Below are 3,277 nucleotides of genomic sequence, written 5' to 3' on the forward strand. Positions count from 1 at the left end.
CTTGTTTTTCATACATCAACCCCAATTCATATTCAGCCAACATGGATTTTGGATAGTATTTATCGGCCAAAATTGACAATTGATCCAGTTCGTTATAGGCTTTATTTTTTAAGATAGCGGCTTCAATTGCTTTAAAATCGTTTATTCTGATTGGAATATCAAACCGCAGTGTTTCTTGCATATTGGCGTATTTTTTTTCTAAATAATCCACATAGCCTGAGGGAAGTAGGGCTATTTTATTGGTAAATTCTGAGGAACTGATAGGCTTGTAGTTTTCGAAAATTAAATGCAATGCACTTGGGATTGCAAATAAAGTTTGGGAATAATGACCAGTTTCTTTGAACGACTCAAATTTAAAATGAACCAATGGATTATCGTCTCTCTTAATGTTTTGTTGCAGCAGCTGTATCGATTCGGCTATTGATTTGATTTCGTCATCACTGGTTGATAAATAATAAAACACCGGATTTTTGGTAGCGTTGAGTTGTTCGGCCACTCTTTTTTCCATCAATGGTGCTAATTCGGGATTTAATACGATGTAGGCGTTAAAAATTGGATTTTCTTTATATAAGAAGAAATTCAAAAAACCTGCCGTAGTGTCTAGTCCAGCAATCATCCGAAAGGGAGCGACACGGTATTTTTTTTCCAAATAAGGCAATAATTCTTGGCTAATAAATTCATAAAAAGCAGCTCCTTTTTCAAAGGGAAGGCCTTGTGCAGTGTCAAAAGCGCAATCGTCAACCCGTTCGTCGTTGTGGTTTTGATGTATGCCTACAATAATAGTTTCGGGTAAATCATCCCAATAGCTGCCGTAAGCGAGGGCACCTTCAAATGGGGGTAACAAAAAATCGCCATCTAATACAATTAAAACAGGGTAGGTTTTGGCTGTTTTTTTTTCGTAGGATTCAGGTAAGCTTATTGTGATGGTGCGTTGTTCATCAAGTCTTTCTGATTGGAAGGTTTCGGTTTTTTTTTGAGCGTACAACGCGACAGTGAAGAATAATAGTACAAGCACTTTTTTCATGGTTAAGCCGTCTAGATTAGGGTTACATTAAAAGCAGGGCAAGTTACTATTTTAATTCATTTTATGATAAAATAGTAAAAAAATAGTGCGATAATGTGAGTAAAATCAGTGGATGACTGGCTTGTTGTTGAAAGCGTTGTATGGTTTAGGTTAACGAGTTGTCGTTTTCGTTAGGAAAAACAATCCAAGGCTTGAAAGTTTTGGCTTCTTCAAATTCTAAGGTAGCGTATGAGATGATGATAATGATGTCATCTTTTTGAACTTTTCTAGCAGCGGGGCCATTTAGGGTAATGATTCCCGAGTTTTTTTCGCCTTTGATGGCGTAAGTTTCAAAACGTTCGCCATTGTTGATGTTGACAATAGAAACTTTTTCACCTTCAATGATGTTTGACGCATCAAGTAAGGCTTCGTCAATAGTAATACTTCCGATATAATTTAAATCGGCACCCGTTACTTTTACACGGTGAATTTTAGATTTTACGACTTGAATTTGCATGGGGCAAATGTAATTAATTTAATGAAATGGTATCGATCAAGCGGGTATTATTAACAAAAAGCGCTATAAAAGCTCGATAATTTTTTGATATTTCTTTGCTTTCGATAGGTAAAAGTGTTGATTCGTCAGCAATTACGAAAGCAAAGAAATATCAAAAAATTATCGAGCTTTTATAGCGCTTTTTGTTAATAATACCCGCTTGATCGATACCATTTCATTAAATTAATTACATTTGCCCCATGCAAATTCAAGTCGTAAAATCTAAAATTCACCGTGTAAAAGTAACGGGTGCCGATTTAAATTATATCGGAAGTATTACTATTGACGAAGCCTTACTTGATGCGTCAAACATCATTGAAGGTGAAAAAGTTTCTATTGTCAACATCAACAATGGCGAACGTTTTGAAACTTACGCCATCAAAGGCGAAAAAAACTCGGGAATCATTACCCTAAATGGCCCGCTGCTAGAAAAGTTCAAAAAGATGACATCATTATCATCATCTCATACGCTACCTTAGAATTTGAAGAAGCCAAAACTTTCAAGCCTTGGATTGTTTTTCCTAACGAAAACGACAACTCGTTAACCTAAACCATACAACGCTTTCAACAACAAGCCAGTCATCCACTGATTTTACTCACATTATCGCACTATTTTTTTACTATTTTATCATAAAATGAATTAAAATAGTAACTTGCCCTGCTTTTAATGTAACCCTAATCTAGACGGCTTAACCATGAAAAAAGTGCTTGTACTATTATTCTTCACTGTCGCGTTGTACGCTCAAAAAAAAACCGAAACCTTCCAATCAGAAAGACTTGATGAACAACGCACCATCACAATAAGCTTACCTGAATCCTACGAAAAAAAAACAGCCAAAACCTACCCTGTTTTAATTGTATTAGATGGCGATTTTTTGTTACCCCCATTTGAAGGTGCCCTCGCTTACGGCAGCTATTGGATGATTTACCCGAAACTATTATTGTAGGCATACATCAAAACCACAACGACGAACGGGTTGACGATTGCGCTTTTGACACTGCACAAGGCCTTCCCTTTGAAAAAGGAGCTGCTTTTTATGAATTTATTAGCCAAGAATTATTGCCTTATTTGGAAAAAAAAATACCGTGTCGCTCCCTTTCGGATGATTGCTGGACTAGACACTACGGCAGGTTTTTTGAATTTCTTCTTATATAAAGAAAATCCAATTTTTAACGCCTACATCGTATTAAATCCCGAATTAGCACCATTGATGGAAAAAAGAGTGGCCGAACAACTCAACGCTACCAAAAATCCGGTGTTTTATTATTTATCAACCAGTGATGACGAAATCAAATCAATAGCCGAATCGATACAGCTGCTGCAACAAAACATTAAGAGAGACGATAATCCATTGGTTCATTTTAAATTTGAGTCGTTCAAAGAAACTGGTCATTATTCCCAAACTTTATTTGCAATCCCAAGTGCATTGCATTTAATTTTCGAAAACTACAAGCCTATCAGTTCCTCAGAATTTACCAATAAAATAGCCCTACTTCCCTCAGGCTATGTGGATTATTTAGAAAAAAAATACGCCAATATGCAAGAAACACTGCGGTTTGATATTCCAATCAGAATAAACGATTTTAAAGCAATTGAAGCCGCTATCTTAAAAAATAAAGCCTATAACGAACTGGATCAATTGTCAATTTTGGCCGATAAATACTATCCAAAATCCATGTTGGCTGAATATGAATTGGGGTTGATGTATGAAAAACAA

Annotated in this window: 3 protein-coding genes and 2 pseudogenes; 3 read left to right on the forward strand and 2 right to left on the reverse strand. The window is 36.0% G+C overall.

The genetic code is table 11. The features are described from left to right. The coding region (locus BXU11_RS16830; RefSeq protein WP_078213362.1) for an alpha/beta hydrolase at positions 1-1,024 on the reverse strand (1,024 nt) is incomplete at its 3' end. 145 nt (positions 1,025-1,169) lie between these two features. Continuing rightward, complete coding sequence (gene panD / locus BXU11_RS16835; protein ID WP_024979825.1) at positions 1,170-1,520, reverse strand: aspartate 1-decarboxylase; 351 nt, start codon at positions 1,518-1,520, stop codon at positions 1,170-1,172. A gap of 239 nt (positions 1,521-1,759) precedes the next feature. Here panD (BXU11_RS16835) and panD (BXU11_RS16840) point away from each other — a divergent pair. The 3 genes and pseudogenes from panD (BXU11_RS16840) to BXU11_RS16850 form a co-directional block, all read left to right on the forward strand. Then, positions 1,760-2,109: pseudogene (gene panD / locus BXU11_RS16840) on the forward strand (aspartate 1-decarboxylase). 145 nt (positions 2,110-2,254) lie between these two features. Beyond that, a complete protein-coding gene (locus BXU11_RS16845) occupies positions 2,255-2,506 on the forward strand; it encodes an alpha/beta hydrolase-fold protein (protein WP_078213363.1) in 252 nt (83 codons plus the stop codon). Between the two features lie 90 nt (positions 2,507-2,596). Beyond that, a pseudogene (locus BXU11_RS16850) lies at positions 2,597-3,277 on the forward strand (alpha/beta hydrolase); the annotation flags it as partial.

The organism is Flavobacterium sp. LM5, from assembly GCF_002017945.1.
In the GTDB taxonomy this organism is placed as follows: Bacteria; Bacteroidota; Bacteroidia; order Flavobacteriales; family Flavobacteriaceae; genus Flavobacterium; species Flavobacterium succinicans.

Coding starts and splice junctions, on each gene's coding strand:
- BXU11_RS16845 (WP_078213363.1), top strand. CDS start 2,255: ATGAAAAAAGTGCTTGTACTATTATTCTTCACTGTCGCGTTGTACGCT.
- panD (WP_024979825.1), bottom strand. CDS start 1,520: ATGCAAATTCAAGTCGTAAAATCTAAAATTCACCGTGTAAAAGTAACG.